General features: G+C 61.4%; 21 protein-coding genes. 16 read left to right on the top strand and 5 right to left on the bottom strand.

The features are described 5' to 3' along the window. Positions 1-121 precede the first annotated feature (121 nt). The 3 genes from ABI_RS19640 to ABI_RS25410 form a co-directional block, all read right to left on the bottom strand. Positions 122-553, bottom strand: coding sequence for a CBS domain-containing protein (locus ABI_RS19640; RefSeq protein WP_006274818.1), 432 nt, complete (start codon positions 551-553; stop codon positions 122-124). Positions 554-650: 97 nt separating this feature from the next. Continuing rightward, positions 651-1307 (bottom strand): rhomboid family intramembrane serine protease, encoded by a 657-nt coding sequence (locus tag ABI_RS19635; protein ID WP_006274817.1) that lies wholly within the window; start codon positions 1305-1307, stop codon positions 651-653. A gap of 12 nt (positions 1308-1319) precedes the next feature. Beyond that, on the bottom strand, positions 1320-1556 hold the full coding sequence (locus ABI_RS25410; RefSeq protein ID WP_157139021.1) for a hypothetical protein: 237 nt from the start codon (positions 1554-1556) through the stop codon (positions 1320-1322). 78 nt (positions 1557-1634) lie between these two features. On the opposite strand from ABI_RS25410, the gene hfaA reads away from it, so the two are divergent. The 4 genes from hfaA (at position 1635) to ABI_RS19615 (ending at position 7282) form a co-directional block, all read left to right on the top strand. Further along, a complete protein-coding gene (gene hfaA / locus ABI_RS19630; RefSeq protein ID WP_006274815.1) occupies positions 1635-2093 on the top strand; it encodes a holdfast anchoring protein HfaA in 459 nt (152 codons plus the stop codon). Beyond that, complete coding sequence (gene hfaB, locus ABI_RS19625; protein WP_280959749.1) at positions 2093-3142, top strand: holdfast anchoring protein HfaB; 1050 nt, start codon at positions 2093-2095, stop codon at positions 3140-3142. The genes hfaA and hfaB overlap by 1 nt, the downstream gene beginning before the upstream one ends. Next, on the top strand, positions 3054-4316 hold the full coding sequence (hfaD, locus tag ABI_RS19620; protein ID WP_157139020.1) for a holdfast anchor protein HfaD: 1263 nt from the start codon (positions 3054-3056) through the stop codon (positions 4314-4316). The genes hfaB and hfaD overlap by 89 nt, the downstream gene beginning before the upstream one ends. 83 nt (positions 4317-4399) lie before the next feature. Next, positions 4400-7282, top strand: a complete 2883-nt coding sequence (locus ABI_RS19615; protein WP_006274812.1) for a M16 family metallopeptidase — start codon at positions 4400-4402, stop codon at positions 7280-7282. Between the two features lie 178 nt (positions 7283-7460). Here the strand turns inward: ABI_RS19615 and ABI_RS19610 are convergent, their stop codons facing one another. Further along, positions 7461-8306: a hypothetical protein gene (locus ABI_RS19610; RefSeq protein WP_006274811.1), complete on the bottom strand. Its 846-nt coding sequence runs from the start codon at positions 8304-8306 to the stop codon at positions 7461-7463. A gap of 148 nt (positions 8307-8454) precedes the next feature. Here ABI_RS19610 and ABI_RS19605 point away from each other — a divergent pair, with 148 nt between their 5' ends. The 9 genes from ABI_RS19605 to ABI_RS19565 all read left to right on the top strand — a co-directional run bounded on the left by ABI_RS19605 (position 8455) and on the right by ABI_RS19565 (position 15463). Next, positions 8455-9027, top strand: a complete 573-nt coding sequence (locus ABI_RS19605; protein WP_006274810.1) for a PAS domain-containing protein — start codon at positions 8455-8457, stop codon at positions 9025-9027. A 53-nt stretch (positions 9028-9080) separates the two neighbouring features. Next, positions 9081-9848: a polyphosphate kinase 2 gene (gene ppk2 / locus ABI_RS19600; protein WP_006274809.1), complete on the top strand. Its 768-nt coding sequence runs from the start codon at positions 9081-9083 to the stop codon at positions 9846-9848. 241 nt (positions 9849-10089) lie between these two features. Further along, positions 10090-10689, top strand: a complete 600-nt coding sequence (locus ABI_RS19595; RefSeq protein WP_040309760.1) for a hypothetical protein — start codon at positions 10090-10092, stop codon at positions 10687-10689. 114 nt (positions 10690-10803) lie between these two features. Then, complete coding sequence (locus ABI_RS19590) at positions 10804-11247, top strand: hypothetical protein (protein WP_040309759.1); 444 nt, start codon at positions 10804-10806, stop codon at positions 11245-11247. Positions 11248-11324: 77 nt separating this feature from the next. After that, positions 11325-12251, top strand: a complete 927-nt coding sequence (ubiA, locus tag ABI_RS19585; protein ID WP_006274807.1) for a 4-hydroxybenzoate octaprenyltransferase — start codon at positions 11325-11327, stop codon at positions 12249-12251. Further along, positions 12248-13072 carry a PdaC/SigV domain-containing protein gene (locus tag ABI_RS19580; RefSeq protein ID WP_006274806.1) on the top strand — a complete coding sequence of 275 codons (825 nt, stop codon included), beginning with the start codon at positions 12248-12250 and terminating at the stop codon, positions 13070-13072. Before ubiA ends, ABI_RS19580 begins: the two co-directional genes overlap by 4 nt. Continuing rightward, a complete protein-coding gene (locus tag ABI_RS19575) occupies positions 13069-13722 on the top strand; it encodes a class I SAM-dependent methyltransferase (RefSeq protein WP_006274805.1) in 654 nt (217 codons plus the stop codon). Before ABI_RS19580 ends, ABI_RS19575 begins: the two co-directional genes overlap by 4 nt. After that, on the top strand, positions 13719-14057 hold the full coding sequence (locus ABI_RS19570; RefSeq protein ID WP_006274804.1) for a VOC family protein: 339 nt from the start codon (positions 13719-13721) through the stop codon (positions 14055-14057). The genes ABI_RS19575 and ABI_RS19570 overlap by 4 nt, the downstream gene beginning before the upstream one ends. A 20-nt stretch (positions 14058-14077) precedes the next feature. Beyond that, positions 14078-15463, top strand: a complete 1386-nt coding sequence (locus ABI_RS19565; protein ID WP_006274803.1) for a tetratricopeptide repeat protein — start codon at positions 14078-14080, stop codon at positions 15461-15463. Here ABI_RS19565 and ABI_RS19560 read toward each other — a convergent pair. Then, the gene (locus ABI_RS19560) at positions 15447-16301 is read right to left on the bottom strand and encodes an NAD-dependent epimerase/dehydratase family protein (RefSeq protein ID WP_006274802.1); all 855 of its coding nucleotides are present in this window, start codon (positions 16299-16301) and stop codon (positions 15447-15449) included. The two genes, ABI_RS19565 and ABI_RS19560, sit on opposite strands and share 17 nt — an antisense overlap. Before the next feature lie 254 nt (positions 16302-16555). Between ABI_RS19560 and ABI_RS19555 the strand changes: the two genes are divergently transcribed. From ABI_RS19555 to ABI_RS19545, 3 genes are all read left to right on the top strand, one after another. Beyond that, a complete protein-coding gene (locus ABI_RS19555; protein ID WP_006274801.1) occupies positions 16556-16813 on the top strand; it encodes a YjhX family toxin in 258 nt (85 codons plus the stop codon). Between the two features lie 261 nt (positions 16814-17074). Beyond that, positions 17075-18610 (top strand): UbiD family decarboxylase, encoded by a 1536-nt coding sequence (locus tag ABI_RS19550; RefSeq protein ID WP_040309758.1) that lies wholly within the window; start codon positions 17075-17077, stop codon positions 18608-18610. A 267-nt stretch (positions 18611-18877) separates the two neighbouring features. Then, on the top strand, positions 18878-20803 hold the full coding sequence (locus ABI_RS19545; protein ID WP_040309757.1) for a rhamnogalacturonan lyase: 1926 nt from the start codon (positions 18878-18880) through the stop codon (positions 20801-20803). Positions 20804-20842: the final 39 nt, after the last annotated feature.

The raw sequence follows: 20842 nt of genomic DNA, 5'->3' as shown, positions 1-20842 counted from the left end.
CAAGACCGAGTCTAGTGGCCCAAAAGTAAGTCGCCCCACCACCACCTTCACCTTCACTTCGTTACGGCTTCAGGCGGTCCCCCTCCCCGCGCAAAGCGGCGCAGGGAGGTATCAGAATGCGCTATCCCGCCGTAATATAGGCCTTCAGCGTCTCGGCCTCATGTTCGGATGCCGCAATGCGCGCCTTGACCAGGTCGCCGATCGAGATGATTCCGACCAGACGCACCCCTTCCATCACCGGCAGGTGCCGGATACGGCGATCGGTCATGCGGCTTAGCAGCGTCTCGACCGTTTCACCCAGATGCGCCGAAACAACATCCTTGGTCATGAACTTGTTGACGGGTTGCGTCAGCGACTCTGGTCCGGATTGGGCAATGGCGCGAATGATATCGCGCTCGGATATAATGCCTATGACGCGATCCACACGGTCAGTCACCACGAAGGCGCCAACCTTGCGGGTATAGAGAAGCGCCGCAACCGCCGACAGCGTATCGTCGGGGGTCACAGTGAAAACTTGACGGCCTTTGGTATTCAATAGCTGATTGATCAGCATCTCACCCTCCCATCTGGATGTTTTTATGCCGGCATAGCCGGAGGGAGAGCGTCTCGCGAGACGGATAAAAATGCAATAAAGACGGACAGAAGATACTTCAATTCAGCGTGAAGTATCGCCGATGGAACAGCCGCAGCCAGGGCTCGATCAGCACCAGGCCTGCAATGTACCCCACAATATGTGCCTGCCACGCCACCAGGACACCGCCGGCTCCAGGTGTCAGAGGCACCAGCGCGGACGCGGCATTGACACCTATATAGATGACGGTCATGCCCACGACCCGTTTGCTAAGGAAGCCATTCAGCCGTCCGTCGCCACGCAGGCGCATGGCCGCGGCAATAATTCCGGAAACAGCGCCCGATGCGCCGATGATGGCCGCGGGGTCACGCCAGTTCAAAAGACAATGCCCCAGACCTGCCACCGCCCCACATATAAGAAAGAAGGCGAGATAGGATAGTAGCGCGCCCAGCCCCCTCCCAACCGCACGCGTCAGCGGCGTCGCAAAGGCCAGGCAGAAGACGGCGTTGAACAGGACATGGCTCCAACTGCCGTGCAGGAACTGGTAGGTAACAAGCAGTTCGTACTGCCCCTGGCGCAACAGCGGGGAACTCAGGGCGAAGCTGTTGAGTAAGGCGTCTTCCAACTGCGGGCCCATGGCCCGCTGCAGGGCATAAAGCGCAATAATGACGGCAGGGATTAGAAAGGCCAGGATCGGCGCGTTGAATATCGGCTCTTTGGTCGGTGTCTCGTGCATATCGATCTGTGGCTACTCCTCTTCTCCCATATGCCCCGTCAGGAGATATTTTGCCAAGGGCTGCACGCCATTTGTCGTATTTTGATACGCCTGTCCGGTGAAACCTGCGTCAAAACGGCCACGCCCCACGCCTGCCGCGCTTTTTTCACACTGCCCGCGCCGGGCCGAAATCCCAGTTTTTCCAGCAAAAACAGAATTTAACATGCCATTTTGGTGGAAATATACCCAATCTTTATGGTTCTGAACCACATTGGCACCTGATTTGCTCAGTGGACTGTATCACCCGACACCCAGTCGGCGAAACAGGCATAAGCTTCGGAGTCTGCCATGTCGTTAACTAAAGCCGCCGTCCTTGCCCTTGCCGGGATTGCGCTTGTGGCCTCGCCGGCCCTGGCGCAGAACATGTCGACCAAGAAGGCGGCCTTCGAAACCGGCTATGGCATCGGCCGTAACCAGATGCAGCACGGCGTCGATCCTTCGACGCGCGATGCCAACGGTAACCGTGTCCTGCTGGATGGGTCTATCCTGACCGGCAGCGACCAGAGCGTTTTCTCCTATTCCAAGACCCTGGGCGCCGGCGACACCTATGCCGGGGCTGGCGGACGCGGCGGCGCCACCGCCATCGGCAACAATCTTCAGGTCATCGTCAACGGCAACCACAACACGGTGATCGTCCACTCCAATCAGGTCAACAACGGTAACGTGACGGCCAACAACGGCAGCAGCTCGGCCACGGCGCCGACCGGCACGACCACCAATGACATAACCGGACAGGTGAACTTCTAATGGCTAACACAATGCACAAGAAACCGGGCAAGAAGCTCGCCCTCGCCCTGGTCAGCCTGGCCGCCATGAGCGTTGCCCTGACCGGCTGTATGACGACCCCGGGTGTCAACTCGGCCGGCAATTACAAGCAGCCGATCGGCGCCGCGCCGGTTACCGCCAACCCGACGGCCTATTCCGACGCTCTGGTCTGCCTGGGTTCCTATGCCCGTCAGAACCGCCTGGCCAGCCCGCGTCTGGCCGTCGGCCGGATCTCGGATTACACCGGCAAGGTATCGCTGGAAGGCGGCCGCGAAATCACCCAGGGTGCTTCGCTGATGACCATGACAGCCCTGGCCAAGGCTGGCGCCCGTCAGGTCGAACGCTTTGATACCTCGGTCGGTGAAATGGAGCTGAAATACTCCAACAACAAGCTGATCACCGACGCGCCGCAGGCCAATCCGACCCAACCGGTTGACTACCGCAAGATCATGGCCGGCCAGGTCGCCGGTTCCGACTTCTTCATCGTCGGCGGCATCACCGAACTGAACTACAACATCCGCTCCTCGGGCGTCGATGCCTATGCCGGCGAAGTCGCCGATGCCGGCGTCAAGGGCCTGTTCTACGGCCGCACCTATGTCATGAATGCCGCCCTGGACCTGCGCCTGGTCGACACCCGCACCCTCGAAGTCGTGGATGTCATCTCGTACCAAAAGCAGATCGTCGGCCGCGAAGTGAAGGCCGGCGTCTTTGATATCCTGAACGGCAACCTGTTCGACATTTCCGGCGGCCAGGGCGCCCTGGAACCGATGCAACTGGCCGTCCGCGCCATGATCGAGCGTGCAACGCTGGAATTCATGGCCAATCTGTACGGCGTATCAGGCCCCGAGGTCTGCCTCGATGCCCGCAACGACTTCCTTTACAATGACACGCTGGGCGCCACGGGTGGCCTGACCCCGGCTTATGACAATCTGGAGAGCAACAATGCCGGTACGCGCGCTGACCCGAACCGCTGGACGGAAGTTTCTTCTGGCAGCCGCAGCCGCGGCAGCCGTAGCGGCTCCCGCTACTAGTTTCTCGCAAGAATACATCGACAACCTTCAGGACTCGAACGGCGACGTCTTCGCCGGCCAGACCCTGAATGTCGTCCAGAACGACGGACTGACCAAGGCCGAAGCCTACGCCACCGGCAACCAACTGCACGGCGGCAATGAAGCGGTCGACGCTACGGTCGCCAGCCGTCAGACTGTGCGCGGCAATGTCGCCGGCGAGGTCGCCATCAACGGCCAGAACACCACCGACGAATATCTGTCGCTGGGCACGCCGCTCTATGCCGTCAGCCAGGGTATCGGCAATTACGGCTCATGGGTCGCCACCAACGGCGACACGACCGCGCAAACCCACCAGACTGCGACGGCCGAATCCGTCAAGGCCACGACGCACATCACCGCGCCGAACAACGCCATCTATGTCAGCGGCCAGGGCGATGCCCGCGCCATTGTCAACCACAGCGCCTGGCAGGTCACCAATGGCCGGCTGAACGTTGCAGCCTGGCAGACCTCGTCGAGCGATGCCCGGGCCAATGTCTCGACCATCATCGAATACTCGCCCTCCCCCAACGTCTATACGGCGGAAGCGACCGGCAACTACCACGGTTCCTACAGCGATGACCGCGGCTCGCAGGAGCACACTGTCGTCCAGGAGCAGTCGGGCTTTACCCAGGCGCGTTCGGAAGTCTTTGGCGGCAATATGTGGATCGTCGCCACCAAGGGCGTCGCCACGGGCAACAACAACGACATCCAGAACGACGGCGGGTCCCTGGTCGTCGACAACCACCAGATCCAGTCCGGCGCCGTCCAGGCTCAGGCGGTGACCGAAGCCTATCAATACGGCGAAGCCCACGCCACCGCCGTTGCCATCGGCAACAATAGCGCCGCTGGCAACAATGACATCTATCTGCGTCTCGACAACAATCAGCTTTCGTCGGGCGGGGTTGATGCCACGGCCTCGTTCGAAGGCGCCGTTGGCTACGACGCCTACCTGGCCGCCGACGCCGTCGGCAACCAGTCACTGGGCTATGCCTGTGCCGAATGCGGCGCCGATGTCGGGGTCAACAACAACCAGGTCAACAATTCCGACGTCTCGGCCAACGCGATCGCCAATGTCGCTCGCGGCCGCTCGATCGTCTCGACCGCCCGTGCCACCGGCAACAGCGCCACCTACTACGCCACCGGCAGCGGTAATTAACAAACTGTAACCTTGCAGATTTGACCTTTATAAAGGCGCAAACTTGCGTAAGGCTCCGCAGATTGACCTGCGGAGCCTTTTTCATGTCGCGCAAGACCCTGATCTCGACCTTTATCGCCGTGGCCATGGCCACCACCGCCCTGACGCCGCTTTCGATGGTCTATGCCGCCGAACCGGCCGCCGCGGTCAGGACCATCGACCCGACCAAGGGCGTCGATTTCGCGCACAACCACTCCGACATCAAGCCCGACCCGACGGCCCGCTTCGGCAAGCTGCCCAACGGCATGACCTATGTCATCATGAAGAACGCCACGCCGCCGGCGACAGCGTCTTTACGGCTGCGCATCAATGCCGGCTCGATGATGGAAAGCGACCAGCAACTGGGCCTGGCCCACTTCCTGGAGCACATGGCCTTCAACGGTTCAAAGAACGTACCCGAAGGCGAGATGATCAAGATCCTGCAGCGCCACGGCCTGGAGTTTGGTCCGGACACCAACGCCTACACCAATTTCGACGAGACCGTGTACCAACTCGACCTCCCCAAGGTGGCCGAGGACGATATCGACACCGGCATCTTCCTGCTGCGCGAAGCCGCCGGCAATCTGCTGCTGGACGCCAAGGCTGTCGATGCCGAACGCGGCGTCATCCTGGGTGAAGAACGCGCGCGTAACAGTCCGGGCCTGAACAACTACAAGAAGTGGACGGCCGCAGCCTTCCCCGGCCAGAAATACGCCTCGCGCCTGCCGATCGGCACGCCCGAAATCATCAGCGGCGCGCCGCGCGACGCCTTTGTCGACTTCTATACTGCCTTCTATCGTCCCGAACAGGCGACCCTCGTCGCTGTCGGCGATTTCGACGTCGACGCCATCGAAGCCAAGATCAAGGCCAAGTTCTCCGACTGGCAGCCTGCCACGCCTGGCGCGCTGCGCCAGACCGACTTCGGCGCCTACAAGACCAAGGGCGTCGTCGTTGATACCTACAGCGAAAAGGGTCTGCGCGACGGCATGACCGTGACCTGGGCCAAACCCTATGCGGATACCTACCAGACCTATGGCAGCGCCGCCGACGACTTTGCCGACATGATCCGTGCCTCGATCCTGAACGAACGTTTCGAGCGCCAGGCCAAGCTGCCGGAATCCGCCTTCGCCGCCGCCGGTATCGGTGTTGATGACATGAAATATACCGCCAAGGTCACCCAGTTGGCGGTTACTCCCAAGCCGGGCCAGGCCAAGGCCGCCTTCGAACAGGCCTATACCCTCCTGCGCCAGTACGAACTGTACGGCGCCACCCAGCCGGAGCTGGACCGGGTTCTGGCCGACCTTGACGCCGGCTTCAAGGCCGCAGCGCAAGGGGCGGCCACCCGCAACACCCGCGACCTGGCCGACGCCATCGCCGGCTCGGTGCATCAGGGCCAGGTCTTCACCTCGCCGCAGCAGGACTACGACTTCTATCTCAAGCTGAAGCCGAAGATGACGCTCGACCTCGTCAATGCGGGCATCAAGCCTCTGTTCGCCGGTGACGGCCCCATCATCTGGCGCAGCGCCGAAACCCTCGGCGATTTCGACAAGGCGGCGATTACCGCGTCTTACGAGGCCGTCCGGTCGGTGCAACTGACCGCCGCCGAGGCCCACGCCACCAAGCCATGGCCCTATACCGAATTCGGCATACCGTCAGCGATCGTCAAACGCGAGGAAGTCGCTGACCTCGGCGTTGTCCAACTGACCTATGCCAACGGTGTCAAGGCGACCATCAAGTCGACGAAGTTCAAGGACGATGAGATCGGCATCACCATCCGCTTTGCCGGCGGTCTCGACTCCCTGTCGCCGGCTGCCCGCCCGCCGATCTTCCAGGCATCCGCTCACGGTCTGTCCGAAGGCGGTCTGGGTCAACTGACCGCGGCCGAAATCAAGGACAGCCTGACCGGCCGCATCTATGGCATCGATTTCGATCTGGGCGAAGACGCCACCACCCTGCGCGGCGGCACAACGCGTGAAGACTTCGCCCTGCAGATGCAGGTGCTGATGGCCTTCACCACCGATTCCGCCTATCGTGCCGACGCGTGGGAGCGGTTGAAGGCTTTCGTGCCAAACTATTACACGTCGCTGGCCTCGACACCGGGGGGTGTGTTCCAGATGAATGCCGAACGCGTGCTGCATTCGGGCGATTCGCGCTTCGGCATCCCGTCGCAGGATGAGTTCCTGGCCACCACCAATGACCAGGTCAAGTCGCTGATCGACACCCAGCTCAAGACCCAGCCGATCGAAATCACCATTGTCGGCGACGTTACCGAAGAGCAGGCCAAGGCGCAGATCGCGGCAACCTTCGCCACCCTGAAACCGCGAACGGCCACGCCGGAACCGAAGGATTCGGACACTGTGAAGTTCCCGGCCAGCAACCTGAACCAGGTCTTCGAACATGGCGGCCGCCCCGATCAGGGCCTGACCTATTTCGCCTTCCCGACCGGCGACTTCTTCAGCGATACGCGGCGGGCGCGCGGCCTCGAAATCCTGGCTGACGTCCTGTCGCTGCGGCTGACCGACGAGGTCCGCGAAAAGAAGGCACTCGCCTACAGCCCCAATGCCAGCAGCACGGCCTCGAACGCCTTTACCGGCTATGGCTATGTCAGCATCGCCGCCGAGGTGAAGCCGGAGGATTCCCAACCGTTCGCCGAGGCGCTGAAAACCATCGTCACTGATATCAAGGCCAATCCGATCGGCGAGGACGAACTGCTGCGGGCACGCAAACCGGTTCTGGACCGGCTGGAAAACCAATGGAAAACCAATGGCTACTGGAGCCAGGTCCTGCCGGGAACGATGAGCGATCCGCGCCGGCTGGAGGCGATCCGCACCCGTCGCGAGCAGGTAACCGGCCTGACAGCGGCGGATTTGCAAACGCTGGCTGTGACCTATCTCGACCTGGACAAGATGCTGACGATCCAAATCAAACCGGCCGAGAAGGCGCAGTAGGCTCCCTGATACCTCCCAACGCCCCTTTGCGTGGGGAGGTATCGCAAAAAACCCCGCCGGGCGACCGGCGGGGTTTCAAGTTGATACACGCTACTTTTTGGGGGTGTAACTTGCGCTACCGCTTCGCTGCTTGAGCGCGGGGCTTTACCTGCGCTACCGCTTCGCTGCTTGAGCGCGGTTACTGAACAAACCCGCCGACACCACCGTCGAAAACCATATAGCTGGACGACGAGGCTTCACGCGCCACGGCGACTTCGCGCTGCTTGGTGATGGTTTCAGTGCGTGTCAGGGTCAGGATCTTCACACCGACGCCGAACCGACGCAGCAGCGAACGTTCGTTACAGTTGCGCTGCTGTGTTTGCGGACGGCAGGTCAGGCGGCCTTCTTCGAACCACAGGGCGTCGCCCTTGCGGCAGTCGTTCGACATGCCGTGATCGAAGGAGATCTCGCCATTATAGTCGGCATAGACCCATTGCAGCTTGGTGCCGGCAATGCAGCGGAAGATTTCACCGCGGTATTCGTTGCGGATATCACGCTCACCGAAAACCTGCGACGCCGGATGCGGCGCGCCGCGATCGTCGATGCAGGTGGCGCGGATAACCGTCGTCTTCGTGAAAGTCTGTTGCTCGGTATAGGCTTCCAGACGGGCCGCCGCGGCGCCGGTCTCGACGTTCAGGCCGAGCGCCTGGGGATAGCCCGGGGTCTGTGACCAGTTACCGTAACCACCGCCATAAACCGCGCCGCTGCCGGAGCCAGAGCCCGAACCCGAAGCGGTGGCCGTGGCTTTCACATTGACATTGACGTTGACATTGGTTTTGCCGCCGCCATTGTTCCCCCCGTGATGACCGCCACCGCCACAGCCACCACCGCCGCACGGAACATGCGGGGGCTTGGGGTTATGGGGCGGCTTGGCCGGGGGCGGCGGGGCGCAGCCGCTGTTGCAGCCGGCGGCGGCCGCACCGGCCATGGCCAGCATTCCGAGGCTTAAGACGGCAAAGGCGAATTTCTTGATGACTGCGCGCATAGAACGCTCCTGTTTGGCTTTCTAGCCCGGCAAGCAAGAACCATACCGCTCCAAACTTGCCGTTCTCTTAAAGGAATCCACAAAAATCCCCGCGCGAGGCGCCTCCACGGCCGCAAAATTGCGTCTGCGAAGCCACAAGGAGACGAGAGTGCCCCATTCCAGCACAGTTTCATTCCTCAGCTATTGGCGCGGCCTGCAGACCCGGCCCGACAAGGCGCCGGCGCGCGACCGCTTCGACCCGGCGCGCCTGAAAAGCCTGATCCCGCAGATGATCATGATCTCGACCTCCGATGCCGCCTACCGCTTTCGCCTGTCGGGTGGTTTCCTGGTGGCGGTACACGGCTATGAATTGAAAGACACCTCATTCCTCAGTCTCTTCCGCTCGCCCTTCTTAGACACCGTCAAGACAGCTCTGCAGGGGAGCCTGCACCGCGAACAGCCCCTGATCCTGACCGTATCAGCGCCGTGGCTGACCGAAGACGACAGCGGAACACCGTACCAGAATGAGACAGTCAGCCTTGAGATCTGCCTGTGTCCCATGATGAACCTTCAGGGGCAGGTCGATCGCTTTGTCGGTGTGTACCAAACCCTGAGCGTCGCACCGAAAAACACCAGGGTCGTTTGGGCCGCTATACCCTGGTGTCAGCGCGGCTGCATGAGCCGCACCGGACGGTCAAGGCCGCGCATCTGCGCCTGGTTTCCGTCGAGGGCCGCCGAATAGCTTGATTTTTTCGTGCAAACGACGGCAGGCTGCTCCCGCAATAGGAGATATCCATGTCCGTTTGGGATGACGAAGAGGCCCTCGCCCGTCAGGAAAAGCTGCAAGTCGCCCTGGTCGACACGCAGATCTGGAGCATGAAGGAAGGCCAAAAGGCCGTCATCGTGTTCGAAGGCCGTGACGCCGCCGGCAAGGACGGCGCCATAAAACGCATCACCGAAGTTCTGTCGGTGCGCAAGACGCGCGTCGTCGCCCTGCCCAAGCCGACCGAGTTCGATAAGGGCGCCTGGTGGTTCCAGCGTTATGTCGCCCACCTGCCCACGGCCGGCGACTGGGTCATCTATAACCGGTCCTGGTACAACCGCGCCGGAGTCGAAACGGTGATGGGCTTTTCGACCCTGGAAGAACAGGAAACCTTCCTTCGCGACGTCCCCGCCTTTGAAAGCATGCTCACCGACAGTGGCATCAAGCTGATCAAGCTGTGGCTCGACATTTCGCGCGACGAACAAAAGGAGCGCCTGGACGCCCGCCGCTCCGATCCGCTCAAACGGCTGAAGGTCAGCGACCTCGATGCCGTCGCCCAAGACCGGTGGGGCGACTATTCGAAGGCCCGCGACGAAATGCTGAGACGGACGCACCATAAAGATGGCCCCTGGATCTGCATTGCGACCGACAGCAAGAAGAAGGCGCGTGAGAATATCCTGCGACACATTATTACGTCTTTGGGCTGCCCGGACCTGACCGTGAAGGTCTCCCCGCCCGACCCGGACATTGTGTTCAGCTATGACGAGGTCGTCGAAGGCCGGAAAAAGCTGGAAAAGTAAGGTTTTGTAACCGCGAATAAACGCGAATAGACGCGAATGAAGTAACGCCGAAGGCGCTCGGAACCCAACTTCCAACCGCGCGGGATGAACCGGTTCCGAAGAAAATTCGGGTTCATTCGCGGTTAAAATATTTAGGTACATCTCGCTCAACGACTCGCAAAACGCGTACCGCCAGTAACGGAATATTGACTCTATCCATTCAATGATTCGCTCCTGAACAAGAAAGTTCTCGGGTGACAGAATGACCGCCACGACGCGCAGCGCCGGCAATGATGAGCCAAGGCCGACCAAACGCGCCAATCTCAAGGTCTGCGGGACCTGCACCCTGTGCTGCAAGGTCTATGATATCGACGACCTGGGCAAGAAAGCCGGCCAAGCCTGCAACCATACCCGCCCCGAAGGCGGCTGCGGCGTCTGGGGGCTCCACCCGCAAATCTGCCAGGATTTCAAATGCCTGTGGCTGAAGCACGATGATATGAAGGCGTTGTGGCGGCCGGATATCTGCGGCTTTGTCCTGCGCGTCGAACCCAACGGCACAACCCTGGCCGTCGACGTTGATCCCGACCGCCCTGACGCCTGGCGCACGCCCCACTATTACGATCAGCTCAAGATCTGGTCCGAAGTCATGCCGAAAAATGAAGGCCTGGTCGTGGTCTATGTTCCGGAAGGCATCTTTGTCATCACGCCGATGGAAGACCTGTTCCTAAAGGCGCCCAAGCGCGGCGACATCCTGGAAACCGGCATGGAAAACACCCTGTTCGGCCTGCGCCCGTTCGCCCGCGTCATCCCGGCGCGCGGAGTCCGCAAGGACCGAAGTAACCTGATCAAGCGGCGTGCGTAAACTCCAATGACGTCGCCGTCAGAGACATCTGCGCTACGTACGGGTCTAAGTCGCCGCTCGCTAATTGTCGGGGCGACGGCAATAAGTATCGGAACCCTTACCTTAAGACACTACATGTATCTGATTGATGCCAGGAGATTCCTGCCAAAAGCATTAGTGGCGAGACGCGTAATCTTTGATCCTGGTTGGTTTGGCAAATACTTTTATATATATGAACTCGACCAGGAAGCCACAAACGCTATCCGGAAACACGGTCTTGATTTCTTTTCCTACGACCCAACTCCAAATCGAGAGACCTTAGTAGGCCCTGGGATCGGAGGCGTGACATGGTTTGCTACGCCGATGCACATCGACGAAAACTGGCAGCACCGCCCTTCCGGATACAGGATTGGTACAAACGGCAATCATTTGCCCCCAGATGCTCGCCAAGCCTATGACCATATTCTTCAAGCCCTGAATCGACCCGGAAACTTCTACGCCACGAATGAAACAAGTGAAGCCTTCCTTGCCATCGATGTGTCCAACAATCTATTGCTTGTCGTAGAGGTCGATGACTAACCTTGGCGGGTAAAATGCAGTTCCCGAAATGCTAAAACCCTCTCGACAATCCCGGCGGCACACCCCATGAAACCGCCATGTCCGATGCTGCCGATCATCTCCCCGACGCCACAGCCCGCAACTGGGTCGACCGCTATGCGCCCCCGGCCCTGCGGCCATGGCTGAGACTCGGCCGGTTCGACCGCCCGATCGGCATCTGGCTCCTCTTCCTGCCCGGTGCCATGGGCCTGGCCTTCGCCACCCAGCGCCCGGAGCTGTTTCCTTGGTACAAGCTTTTGCTCTTCGCAATCGGCGCCGCCCTGATGCGCGCTGCCGGATGCGCCTATAACGACTTTGTCGACCGCGACATCGACGCCCAGGTCGAACGCACTCGCGGCCGTCCGATCCCGTCGGGCCAGATCAAACCGAAACAGGCCCTGCTTTTTGTGGCCGTCTGCTCCCTGATCAGCCTCGGCATCCTTTTGCAACTGGGCACCCTGGCCATTCTCCTGGGCTTCGTGTCACTGGGCCTGGTCGCCGCCTATCCGTTCATGAAGCGCATCACCTGGTGGCCGCAGGCCTGGCTGGGCATTACCTTCAACTGGGGCTTCCCCATGGCGGTGGCCTCGGTCGCCGGCGAAGTGCCCCTGGCCGCCTGGATCTTCTATGCCGGCCTGATCGTGTGGACCATCGGCTATGACACCATCTACGCGCTTCAGGATATCGAAGACGACGCCTTTGTCGGGGTCAAGTCCAGTGCCCGGGCGATGGGGGGACATGCAAAAACCGGAATTTCGCTATTCTATGGCCTGGCGGTTGTCCTGACGGCCACAGGCGCGGTGTTCCATCAGGCGGGACCGCTGTTTTTTGTTGGACTTTGCGCGGTGACGGGGCATCTTGCCCTGCAAGTTCTGCGGCTGCGACTCGGCGACAATGACCTGGCCTTGCGCCTGTTCAAAGCCAATCGCACCACGGGCCTGTTGTGGGTGGCAAGTCTGGTTCTGGCGCAGGTGGTTTGGGTATGATGTCGGTGGCGAAACAGCGTATATGGGTGACGGCGGCGATCTGCCTGGCCCTGTTTGCCTGCCAGAAAAAGCCCGAGGAACAGGCCACGAGCGACAAGCCACCGGCCACAGTCGCCCCGCTGGGTTATGCCGCGACCGACGCCGGCGTTCAGGTCACCATGACCCTGCCCGAACCGATCAAATTGTATCCGGAACTGCACACGCTTCTCTATAACGAAGGCGAAGGCGACCTGGTCACGTTCATGAAGACCGCCGCCAAGGACCGCGCCGAGCAAAGCGCCGACGGTTTCCCGGTGGCTGACTATTATCGCAAGATCGACTGGAAGATCGCCGCTCAGTCGCAAAAGCTGGTGTCGTTGTATTCCGAGATGGAGGACTTCCAGGGCGGCGCCCATCCTGGCCACGATTTCCAGGCCCTGCTGTGGGACAAGTCGAAGTCCGAACTGATCCCGACGGGCAAGCTGTTCGTCAACGGCGCCGACATGACCCATATCGACGCCTATGCCTGCAAACAGATCGAAGCCCTGCGCTCCAAACGCGCCGGAGAGCCGGTCAGCCAGGCCGATTTCGGTGGTGGTTGCCCGAAATTTGCCAGCGCCAAGCTAATCCTGATCCCGTCGACCGTCAGCGGCAAGATCGGCGCCGTCGACGCCCTGTTCGCGCCATCCGAAGTCGGTGCCTATGCCGAGGGCCCCTATGAGATCCGCGTGCCGCAGAACGTGCTGAAAAGCGCATTGAACCCGGAATTCGCCGACCAGTTTGCCGGCGACCCGGTGGCCGAGAACGCCCTGCCCGATCCGGATGCCGATATCGCCCGATGAGTTCGGAGCAACGGCGAGGCTTTATTGCCGCCCATACCCGCGCTCTCAGCGTGCCCAGCCTGCCACAGATCACCCTCTACCAGGCCGACGAGGTCACGCCACTATGGCTGATGACCGAGGCCGATATGGTGCGTGACCGGCTGGCGCCACCGTTCTGGGCCTTTGCCTGGTCGGGCGGCCAGGCTCTGGCGCGCTACCTCTTCGATCATCCGGAAACAGTCGAGGGCCGCCGCGTTCTGGACCTGGCCTGCGGTTCCGGCCTGGTCGGTATCGCCGCGGCGCTGAATGGCGCCCAAAGCGTCATCTGCAACGATATCGACCCCTATGCCGAAACCGCGGTGGCCATGAACGCAGCCTTGAACAGTGTCGAGCCGGCCTTCCTCGCCGGCAACCTGCTGAGCGGCGATCCCCCGCCGGTGGACGTCGTGCTGGCCGGCGATATTGCCTATGAGGCACCGATGACCGATGCCATGCTGACATTTTTGCGCCGCTGCCTGGCGCAGGGCTGTGACGTATGGGTCGGCGATCCGCACCGCACCTATTTCCCAGCCAGCGGGTTCGAACGGCTTGCCCGCTACGACATTGTCACCAACCCCGATATCGAAGACGCCGCCGTCAAACCGGCCAGCGTGTGGAGGATGAGTCCGTGAAACAGCACCACAAGATCGACTACGTTGAATTCCCTTCAGCGGGCACCGACGCCGACAAGGCCTTTTACGGCAAGGCGTTCGGCTGGAAATTCATCGACTACGGCCCGACCTATGCCGCTTTGGACGACGCCGGGCTGGATGGCGGTTTCCAGGCGCAGGACAATGCCACCAAACCGCTGGTTATCCTCTACAGCGACGACCTGGAAGCGTCACTGGCGGCGGTCGAAGCCGCCGGCGGCGTGATCACCGCGCCGATCTTCAGCTTCCCGGGCGGCCGGCGCTTCCACTTCAGCGATCCGTCAGGTAACGAACTGGCCGTGTGGTCGGAAACCTGACCCGAGTGCGAGGGGCTGTCATGAAGCGTATATGGCTGGGTCTGGCGGCAATAGCGCTGCTGTCGGCGCCGAATGTCCACGCGAAAGACACGTCACCGCCATCGGCCGACCTCATCATAGGCTGGCGTGAGATTGGCCAGGACTACGCCGGCCGCGCCCTTGCCGCCGAGGGCAAGGCCAAGTGGCAGAACTACGAAAAGGCCGAAACCTGGTGGCGAAAGGCGGCGGACGCCGGAGATGCGGAGGCCCTGTACCTGCTTGGTAACCTGTATGCCCGGCACTACAGCATCACGGGCGCCGCCGGATGGTATCTGCGCGCGGCGCAGGGCGGCCACATTCAGGCCATGGTCATCCTCGGAACCTACTACGCCGAAGGCCGTGACGATTTCCAGGCCGATGCCTTTGAGGCTGAGCGGTGGTGGCTCATGGCCGCGCAAGCCGGCAATGCCGAGGCGCAATACCGCGTCGGCAGCCTGTATCACACCCGCGCCCTGGGCGAACCGGACCACGTCAAGGGCGCCCTGTGGCAGCGCCGGGCGGCCGACCAGGACTGGCCAGCGGCCGTGTCCCAAGTCTGCCGCGCGTTGCTCGAATTCGCGCCGGAGCAGGCAGAGCCCTACTGCGCAAAGCCGGCCATGGCCAACCATCCGCAACAGCTAACGGTGCTGGGACTGAACCACGCCTATGGCTGGAACGGCGCCCCCGTCGACAGCGGTCTCGCACTTGGCCATCTGCGCCAGGCCTCCGCCCAAGGCGAAGCCGTTGCCACCTCCACGCTGGGCCGGCTTTACGAAGGCGGCCTGTTTCTCCCGAAAGACCCCGCCCAGGCGGCGGGCCTGTACCGTCAGGCCATGCTTCAGAGCAATGCCCAAGCGGCCTGGTTTCTGGGGCAACTCTATGAGACGGGCCAAGGCGTCGCCGCCGATCGCGAGGAATCCAACCGGCTGCGCTGGCTCAGCGTCCAAGCGGCGACAAGGGCCAACCTGATGACCACTCCACAGCAAGCCTGGAAGGCGCGTCACCCGGAATTCCAGGGCAACTGGCTGGCTGCCCACGAGGTTTCCTGGTGGAATTCGCCACTGGGGACCTGGACGGTGGAAACTACCCTACCCGACGGTACGATGACCGAAATCGGCGCCAGTGACTATCTCGGCTTGCTGGCCCAGGACGCCTACCCGGTTCGGGCCCTGGAAGACGAGGTTGTCGGCAGTGTCCTTCTGCATTGCCGCTGGAACCGGGGAGAGCTCGACAACTGTCTGGTGCTTGAGGAAACACCCGCCGGTTATGGTTTCGCCGCGGCCGCGGTCGACCTCTACGCCCGCGCCGGCCGCCTGAAGCAGAAGGACGAATGGATCCGTCAATCGAAGGGCAAATCCACCTATATCCGGTTCAGGTTTCGCTTGTAAAATCCGGCTTGAACGGCCCCGGTGCATAGCCAAAATCACGCGCCGCTGACGCATGGTCGAACCACAGGTCGTGGTTCATCCTTTGCGCCATGGCCAGGTTCTGTTTCAGCGCCTGGCCGGGGCGGATCCGTTGCAGGACACCAAATCCGACACGCCATAACCACTCCGGCAACGACACCACCGCTGGCTTGCGTCCGGTCGCGGCGAACACCCTGGCCACCATGTCCCGGTAACTGAGACTATCAGCGCCCGACAGGTTATAGCTTTTGCCATGGGTTGCTTCGGCCGGCGGGACCTGAAGCGCTGCCCTTGCCAGGTCGCGGGCATGGACCGGCTGACGCAGCCCGGACGCCGCGCCGCAAACCGGAAAGAAACCCAGTTTCTCGATCAGATTGCGGATGCGGCTGACATTGTCGTCCAGACCTTCATCATAGATCAGGGTCGGGCGCAGGATTGTCCCCGCCACACCGCTGGCCTTACAGAACGCCGTCACCCGCGCTTCCCCACCGAGCAACCGCTGCACCACTTCACGTTCGGCTGGCTCGTCGGAGACGTCCTTGGTGAAGACGCTGGTCGAAGAAAACACCACCAGACGCCGCATGCCCAGCGATAGCAAATGCCGCAGAAGAGCGTCACTGACCAGCCATATCGGCGCGGTGACGATAACCTGGCTGAACCTTCGCTCAGGACGAAACGACTCGGGCCGCGCCAAATCGAGATAAAGACTGTTCCCAGCGAGGTCCTGGCGCGAGGTGAAGGTTGCGTCAGGCACAAGCTCGCGCAACCGCCGCCCGACCAGGGTGCGCGCGCCGATAACCAGGATGTCCGTCGTGTCCATATGCCTTAGGTAACAGGCGTCGCCCGGTCTTGACAAAGGCTTTGTCGGTTGTAGAGAGGACGTCCCATTTAAGGAAAGCCTATGCCGGAGATTGTGCGAAACCGCTGAGGTCTCGCCGGAAGCGCAATCCGAAAAGTGCCACGCCTGCTACTGTGCACTTTTCGGTTAAATTGCGCCACCAAGCATAAAGAGACCCCAAGCACGCCGCGCTGATGCGCAGCGCGGATTGTCGTGGTTTCAATCCCGGAATTCCCATGAATATCTCGAAGGCAGAACAGCGTGTTCTGCACGTACTGGCGCAAGGCGGTCATATCCGCCATGAGCGCAACAACGACGGCCGTCTGGTGACCGCAACCTGTTTCAACCGCGACGGCTACGTGCTCAACGACTGCACGATGGCCGTGTTCAAAAAGCTGAAAAAGCGCCACCTGATCGAATCGAAGGACGGCGCGCCTTACCGCATCTCCTACTTCGGCCGGATCAGCGTCCGCTCGCAGTTGGACAACAGGTAGAAGATTGAATAAATTCACCTTTCCTCTCCCCACTTGAGGGGAGAGGACGAGAGCTGAGCGCAGCGAAAGCGATCGGGTGAGGGGTTGAGGAGGTTCGGCTAACCAAACCAACCCCTCACCCCCGCCCCATCGGCTCCGCCAAACCCCTCAAGTGGGGAGAGGGAGTTTTCATGTAACTTCAATGCCTTAATGTGCGACCGTCAGTCCCATTGCCAGACCGCTGCCAACGGCCTATGTCACGGCCATCGCAAGAGGATGACCATGGCCGCCTACAAAAGCCTGCGCGACTTTATCGCCAAACTCGAAGCCGCCGGTGAACTGGTTCGGGTGAAAACCCCCGTCTCGACCCATCTCGAAATGACCGAGATCCAACTTCGCCTGCTGGCCGAAAAAGGCCCGGCCGTGCTGTTCGAGAATGTCACCCTCCCCGACGGCTCGAAATCCAACATGCCTGTGCTGGTCAACCTGTTCGGCAATGTCAAACGGGTGGCCATGGGTGTCACTCTGGACGGCAAGGAGCGGACCGAACCGTCCGACCTGCGCGAAGTCGGCGAACTGCTGGCCTTCCTGCGCCAGCCCCAGCCGCCGCGCGGGCTCAAAGATGCCTGGGACATGCTGCCGCTGGCCAAGACCATCATGGGCATGCGGCCCAAGACGATCAAGTCCGCCCCAGTGCAGGAGGTCGTCCTGACCGGCGACCAGATCGACCTGACCAAACTGCCGGTCCAGGGCTGCTGGCCCGGCGAGCCGGCGCCGCTGATCACCTGGCCGCTGATTATCACGAAGGGGCCGTCGGAATCGCGCGAAGACGACTACAATCTCGGCATCTACCGCATGCAGGTCCTGGGCAAGGACCGCACCATCATGCGCTGGCTGGCCCACCGTGGCGGAGCGCAACACCACCGCCGCTGGAAAACCTCCGGCAAGCGCGAGCCCCTGCCCGCCGCCGCCGTGCTGGGCGCTGATCCCGGCCTGATCCTGGCCGCCGTCACGCCCGTCCCCGACACGCTGAGCGAATACCAATTCGCCGGTCTGCTGCGCGGCGAAAAAGCCGAACTTGTCCAGGCAAAGACTGTCCCTCTGTTGGTACCCGCCCACGCTGAGATCATCCTCGAAGGCCACGTCCTGCTCGACGACTATGAGGATGAAGGCCCGTACGGCGACCACACCGGATATTATAACAGTGTCGAAAAGTTCCCTGTCTTCCAGGTGACGGCCATCACCCACCGCAAGAACCCGATCTATCTGTCGACCTTCACCGGCCGTCCGCCCGACGAGCCCTCCGTGCTGGGCGAAGCGCTGAACGAGGTCTTCATTCCGCTCATACAGCAGCAGTTCCCGGAAATCGTCGACTTCTGGCTACCGCCCGAAGGCTGTTCCTACCGCATCGCCGTCATCTCGATGAAGAAGGCCTATCCCGGCCACGCCAAGCGGGTGATGATGGGGGCGTGGTCCTACCTGCGTCAGTTCATGTACACCAAATGGATCATCGTGGTCGACGATGACATCAATGCCCGCGACTGGAAGGACGTCATGTGGGCGATGTCAACGCGAATGGACCCGGCGCGCGACATCACCGTGGTCGAAAACACGCCGATCGACTATCTCGATTTTGCCTCGCCGGAAAGCGGCCTGGGCTCGAAGATCGGCCTGGACGCCACCAACAAGTGGCCACCGGAAACCCACCGTGAATGGGGTGAAAAGCTCTATATGGAGCAGGAGATCATCGACCGGGTGAACGCCAAATGGGCCGAGATGGGCCTGCCGGGCAGCGGCAAGACGATTTGGAAATCCTAACACCCGCCGCGTAGCGGCCCCAAGGTAAAGGGAATCCACAGATGACGCAGATAAGAAGGGATTACACAGATTGGATCTTAATCCCTCTTAATCTGTGCAATCTGTGGACCCCCTTTAAGTTTTTTCCGCTTCGTGGGCGCTTCAAGGCTTCGACAGTTTAATCGATTTTGATCGAATTTGGACGATTGCGCGCAAATTTGACTTTTCGGTGACGGATTTCCCGGTGTAGGCTGTTAAACACAGCAACACATATCGGGAGGCTGTTTCATGTCCGCAAAAAACCTGTTCCGTGCCCTGCTTTTGGCAACAGCCACCACCACCCTGGCTGGCGCCGCGTCAGCCGACACCCAGCGCCGCATGGAAAAGCTCGACCGCGGTGCCATCGCCGTCAAAGGCGAAGGCGGCGTGCTCGTAAGCTGGCGCCTGCTGGCTGGCGATGCCGACAGCCTGAAGTTCGACATCTGGCGCGACGGCAAGAAGGTGAAAACCGTCACCGGCGTCAGCAGCTGGCTAGATCCCGATGGCGTACCGGGCTCCAGCTATCAGATCCAAATAGCCGGCCAGAAGACCGCACTCTTCAAGCCGTGGGAGAACGGCTGGCTGGACATCCCCCTCGACCTGCCGGCCGGCGGCACAACACCCGATGGCCAAGCCTATACCTACACCGCCAATGACGCGAGCGTCGGCGACCTGGACGGCGACGGCGATTACGAAATCATCCTGAAATGGGACCCGACCAACAGCCAGGACAACAGCCGCGGCGGCTACACCGGCCCGGTCCTGCTGGACGCCTACACCCTGGAGGGCAAGAAGCTGTGGCGTATCGACCTGGGGAAAAACATCCGCGCCGGCGCACACTACACCCAGTTCATGGTTGCCGACTATGACGGCGACGGCAAGGCCGAACTGGTCGTCAAAACTGCCGACGGCAGCCGCGACACCACCGGCAAGGTCATCGGCAATCCCAACGCCGACTGGGTGTCGAAAGACGGCGAACTGGAACAGGGTGACCGCACCGGCTCGGTCCAGCGCGACGGCAAGCTGATGGCGCAGTTCCAGGGCCGCATCCTGTCGGGACCCGAATATCTCAGCGTCTTCAACGGTCAAGGAGAGGTTGTCGACACCATTCCCTACTGGCCGACCCGCGTGCCCGAAGGCGACACCGCAACGCCAGAACGCCAAAAGGAAATCTGGGGCGACGGCTACGGAAACCGGTCAGAACGTTACCTCGCTGGCGTAGCCTGGCTGGACGGCCACCTGCCTTCGGCCGTCATGGCGCGCGGCTATTACGGCCGCTCGACCCTGGTCGCCTATGACTATCGCAACGGCAAGCTGACGCAGCGCTGGACCTTCGATTCGGCGGCGCCCGGCGTGCCGGAAGGCTTCGGCGGTCAGGGCAACCACCAACTCAGCGTAGCCGATGTCGACATGGATGGCCGCGACGAAATCGTCTACGGCTCGATGGCGCTGGACGACAACGGCCAGCCGCTGTGGACGGCAAAACTGTTCCACGGCGACGCCCTGCATGTCGGTGACCTCGATCCGGAACACCCCGGCCTGGAACGCTTCGGTGTTCACGAATCGCCCCGCGCCAATGGCGGCATAGGCTCCGCCATGCTGGACGCGAAGACCGGCGCTGTCCTGTGGACGACCCCGACTGACAAGGACACCGGCCGCGGCATCGCCATAGACGTCGACCCTCGCTACCCGGGTAGCGAGGCCTGGGCCTCCAATAGCGGCCAGATGTACAGCGCCAAGGGCCAGGTGATCTCCGAAACCCGCCCGCGCCAGCAGAACTTCGCCGTATGGTGGGACGGCGATCTGTTGCGTGAGATCCTGGACGGCAACACTATCTCCAAGTGGGACTGGACGGCTCAGGAGACCAAACCGCTTTTGGTGGCGACCGGCTTTACCTCCAACAACGGCACCAAGGCGACGCCGACCCTGTCGGGCGATATCCTGGGTGACTGGCGCGAAGAGGTCGTGCTACGCGCCGAAGACAACCGATCCCTGCGCATCTTCTCAACGGCGATTCCAACGTCATATGGTTTTGTTACCCTGATGCAGGACGGCCAGTACCGCGCCGCCATTGCCTGGCAGAACACGGCCTATAACCAGCCACCGCACCCCAGCTTCCATCTCGGCGATGGCATGAAAGCCCCGCCCAAGACCAGGATAAAGACCGGAAATTAACCAGCCAGTGCGCATCCCAAAAAGTGGGACGCACGTTTT

It is taken from the genome of Asticcacaulis biprosthecium C19 (assembly GCF_000204015.1).
Classification (GTDB): Bacteria; Pseudomonadota; Alphaproteobacteria; order Caulobacterales; family Caulobacteraceae; genus Asticcacaulis; species Asticcacaulis biprosthecius.
Note: the sequence above shows the minus strand (reverse complement) of the source record. Positions and strands in the feature narration are given on the sequence as shown.

What these genes read in the sequence shown, in the direction of transcription:
- ppk2 (WP_006274809.1), top strand. Translation starts at nt 9,081, where the DNA reads ATGTCCGTTTGGGATGACGAAGAGGCCCTCGCCCGTCAGGAAAAGCTG.
- ABI_RS19595 (WP_040309760.1), top strand. Translation starts at nt 10,090, where the DNA reads ATGACCGCCACGACGCGCAGCGCCGGCAATGATGAGCCAAGGCCGACC.
- hfaB (WP_280959749.1), top strand. Translation starts at nt 2,093, where the DNA reads ATGGCTAACACAATGCACAAGAAACCGGGCAAGAAGCTCGCCCTCGCC.
- ubiA (WP_006274807.1), top strand. Translation starts at nt 11,325, where the DNA reads ATGTCCGATGCTGCCGATCATCTCCCCGACGCCACAGCCCGCAACTGG.
- ABI_RS19575 (WP_006274805.1), top strand. Translation starts at nt 13,069, where the DNA reads ATGAGTTCGGAGCAACGGCGAGGCTTTATTGCCGCCCATACCCGCGCT.
- ABI_RS19615 (WP_006274812.1), top strand. Translation starts at nt 4,400, where the DNA reads ATGTCGCGCAAGACCCTGATCTCGACCTTTATCGCCGTGGCCATGGCC.
- ABI_RS19635 (WP_006274817.1), bottom strand. Translation starts at nt 1,307, where the DNA reads ATGCACGAGACACCGACCAAAGAGCCGATATTCAACGCGCCGATCCTG.
- ABI_RS19560 (WP_006274802.1), bottom strand. Translation starts at nt 16,301, where the DNA reads ATGGACACGACGGACATCCTGGTTATCGGCGCGCGCACCCTGGTCGGG.
- ABI_RS19590 (WP_040309759.1), top strand. Translation starts at nt 10,804, where the DNA reads ATGTATCTGATTGATGCCAGGAGATTCCTGCCAAAAGCATTAGTGGCG.
- ABI_RS19565 (WP_006274803.1), top strand. Translation starts at nt 14,078, where the DNA reads ATGAAGCGTATATGGCTGGGTCTGGCGGCAATAGCGCTGCTGTCGGCG.
- ABI_RS19555 (WP_006274801.1), top strand. Translation starts at nt 16,556, where the DNA reads ATGAATATCTCGAAGGCAGAACAGCGTGTTCTGCACGTACTGGCGCAA.
- ABI_RS19545 (WP_040309757.1), top strand. Translation starts at nt 18,878, where the DNA reads ATGTCCGCAAAAAACCTGTTCCGTGCCCTGCTTTTGGCAACAGCCACC.
- ABI_RS19550 (WP_040309758.1), top strand. Translation starts at nt 17,075, where the DNA reads ATGGCCGCCTACAAAAGCCTGCGCGACTTTATCGCCAAACTCGAAGCC.
- ABI_RS19610 (WP_006274811.1), bottom strand. Translation starts at nt 8,306, where the DNA reads ATGCGCGCAGTCATCAAGAAATTCGCCTTTGCCGTCTTAAGCCTCGGA.
- hfaA (WP_006274815.1), top strand. Translation starts at nt 1,635, where the DNA reads ATGTCGTTAACTAAAGCCGCCGTCCTTGCCCTTGCCGGGATTGCGCTT.
- hfaD (WP_157139020.1), top strand. Translation starts at nt 3,054, where the DNA reads ATGCCGGTACGCGCGCTGACCCGAACCGCTGGACGGAAGTTTCTTCTG.
- ABI_RS19640 (WP_006274818.1), bottom strand. Translation starts at nt 553, where the DNA reads ATGCTGATCAATCAGCTATTGAATACCAAAGGCCGTCAAGTTTTCACT.
- ABI_RS19580 (WP_006274806.1), top strand. Translation starts at nt 12,248, where the DNA reads ATGATGTCGGTGGCGAAACAGCGTATATGGGTGACGGCGGCGATCTGC.